This window comes from Chamaesiphon polymorphus CCALA 037, from assembly GCF_003003845.1.
Taxonomy (GTDB): domain Bacteria; phylum Cyanobacteriota; class Cyanobacteriia; order Cyanobacteriales; family Chamaesiphonaceae; genus Chamaesiphon; species Chamaesiphon polymorphus.
The window spans coordinates 1-2,545 of sequence record NZ_PVWO01000668.1; the positions used below are offsets into that span (position 1 = coordinate 1).

General features: G+C 47.2%; 3 protein-coding genes. All 3 read left to right on the plus strand.

The genetic code is table 11. The features are described from left to right. Positions 1-134: 134 nt before the first annotated feature. Positions 135-1,238, plus strand: coding sequence for a M14 family metallopeptidase (locus C7B77_RS28025; protein WP_106312804.1), 1,104 nt, complete (start codon positions 135-137; stop codon positions 1,236-1,238). Positions 1,239-1,405: 167 nt separating this feature from the next. After that, positions 1,406-1,657, plus strand: a complete 252-nt coding sequence (locus tag C7B77_RS28030; RefSeq protein WP_106312807.1) for a hypothetical protein — start codon at positions 1,406-1,408, stop codon at positions 1,655-1,657. 251 nt (positions 1,658-1,908) lie between these two features. After that, positions 1,909-2,545, plus strand: a 637-nt coding sequence (locus tag C7B77_RS28035) for a cobyrinic acid a,c-diamide synthase CobB (protein ID WP_146138574.1), incomplete at its 3' end; no start/stop codon positions are given.

The window sequence follows — 2,545 nt, forward strand, 5'->3', positions numbered from 1 at the left end:
GTATTAGTGAATGCCGAGACTTTACCCACCCCGCCCGTTGGGCACCCCTCCTCGGAGGGGATTTTTAATGGAGAATATGAGTAAATAGGTTCGAGCGATCGAGCATTATGGGTGGGCAGTTTTAAAGAAGCCTAATGAACTATTTTTCTCCAGATTATTTCACCGCTCGCTCGCGGTGGCAAACGGCAGCAAGCCTGCATAACGCGCGGATACAGTCTTATGAAATCGATGCGCCATCGCCGAATGATAAACCATTGTCGATCGATGTGGCGATTTTTGGCAATCCTTCAGCCAGTAAAGCCTTAGTTATTTCTAGCGGCTTGCATGGGGTCGAAGGCTTATTCGGTTCGGCGGTACAATTAGCCACGATCGATCGCTATTTTACAACCCAGCAATTACCAGCCGATCTCCAGATCGTGACGATTCACATCCTCAATCCTTTTGGTTGTGCGTGGTATCGCAGGTGGAATGAAGAGAATATCGACCTCAATCGTAATTTTCTGCTGGCTGATGAGGCATATAAAGGTTGTCCGCCTGCTTATCCATCGCTAGATAGTTTTCTCAACCCACGCACCCCACCATCCAGACTCGAACCTTTTCTGTTAAAGTCTCTAGGTTTAATCGCGCGATATGGCATGTCCGCGCTCAAAAATACTCTCCCTGTCGGACAGTACGACTACCCCAAAGGTTTATTTTTTGGCGGTAATGCACCCGCTCGCACTCAAGAAATTTTAGCAACTCATTTGCGAAGCTGGTTGGGAGCGTCACAACAGGTAATTCATCTCGATTTACATTCCGGTTTGGGGAAATGGGGGACTTACCAACTGTTTGCTGAAATAACTAGAGATTCGCCCCGTTATCGATGGTTATCGGAGCAATTTATGGGTCGAGCAGCTCCCGTAGCAAATCGGTTGTTGACGATCGATCCAGACGATTTAGTCTATCAGTCGCGTGGTACATTCGGTCGCTGGTGTCAGAATGAATTTACCGATTTGACCTATGATTTTATCCTCGCTGAATTTGGTACATACCCAATGCTGCGCGTCCTCAAAGCACTCCGAAACGAAAATTGTGCTCACTGGTGGGGGCAACCAAAAGATCTATCTTTTGACAGAGCAAAACAAGAATTAATCGAAGTTTTTGTGCCCAAAAGCGATCGATGGCGAAAAATAGTCCTCGATCGAGGTGTGGATTTGTGCTATGCCGGAATTAATGCTTTGCAATCCGATCCAGCATAACTCTACGAGCGATAAATTTTATCATGTTGAAGTCGATCGGCGATCGGTGTTAGGTTAATCAAAAGACGATCGAGAGATTATATATCGCTCGATCGCCGAAATTTAGCTATTGTATTTCTGCGCGATCTAAGATTACCAATCTAGGATTTTTTTGGAGATTTAATTTCATGGCAGCATCAACACCTCTTCATGGCAACGAACTAATCGATTGTGCTAAAGCTAATGCCAAAGATGGCATCGAAGCAGCCGCTAATCTATGTGGATATAGTGGCGATATCGAAACTTTCGAGCGAGAATTACACTTGGCAGCGCAACATATGGGTATCAAACTTGAAAGCTTCCAAGATTTAGTTAAAACAACCGAAGTTCCCAAACCGATCGGGATTGAAGTTGCTCCAGATACTTCGACAGAATTGTAAGTTTAAAGGCTGATTCTATCCAGCTAAATCAACCTGGGATTTTTAATTTTTGGTCGATCGATATTACAGCACTGGTTTCTAAAACATGGCACCTAAAGTCCCCGACTGTCTTGTCTCGCTAAACCGTCGGGAGACCCGACGAGCGCGAGCCGCTTCTTCAAGAAGTCGGGGACTTATAGCGTATGTAGGGCAGTAGCCGCATAATAATAGGTTGAGCAATATCGTCAATTTTTACGCTCCCACCTAGATTTATGTCAATCGCGATCGCTGGAGAACGCAGTGGTGTGGGCAAAACCACCATCACCTTAGCCCTACTTGCTGCCCTCAAACGCAGACAGCAGACGGTACAATCCTTTAAAGTGGGGCCAGATTACATCGATCCGATGTTTCATTCGTATGTGACAGGGCGAGCCTGTCGAAATCTCGATCCGATTTTAACTTCACCAGCCTACGTGCGGCATTGTTTCGATCGCCACAGTCAGACAGCCGAGTGCGCCATTGTCGAAGGGGTAATGGGATTATTCGATGGAGCTTCGGGGACGACGGATGCGGGAAGTACGGCGCAGGTTGCCAAATTGTTAAATGTCCCCGTTGTCTTAATACTCAATTGTAGTAGCACCTCCCGATCGATTGCCGCGATCGCGCATGGTTATCGGACTTTCGATCCAGAACTTCAAATTGCGGGTGTAATTCTCAATCGAGTCGGCAGCGATCGCCACCTCGAATTGCTCACTGCTGCCCTTTTACCGCTCCATCTCCCCATCTTGGGCGTACTCCGGCGACGCGACGACATTAGTCTCCCCGATCGCCATTTAGGGCTGATTCCGGCAGGGGAATTGACCGATCTCGATCGAACACTCGATCGACTTGCCGATATCGGCGAAACTT

Excerpts from the sequence above, each read along its gene's own strand:
- C7B77_RS28025 (WP_106312804.1), top strand. The coding sequence starts at position 135 with ATGAACTATTTTTCTCCAGATTATTTCACCGCTCGCTCGCGGTGGCAA.
- C7B77_RS28030 (WP_106312807.1), top strand. The coding sequence starts at position 1,406 with ATGGCAGCATCAACACCTCTTCATGGCAACGAACTAATCGATTGTGCT.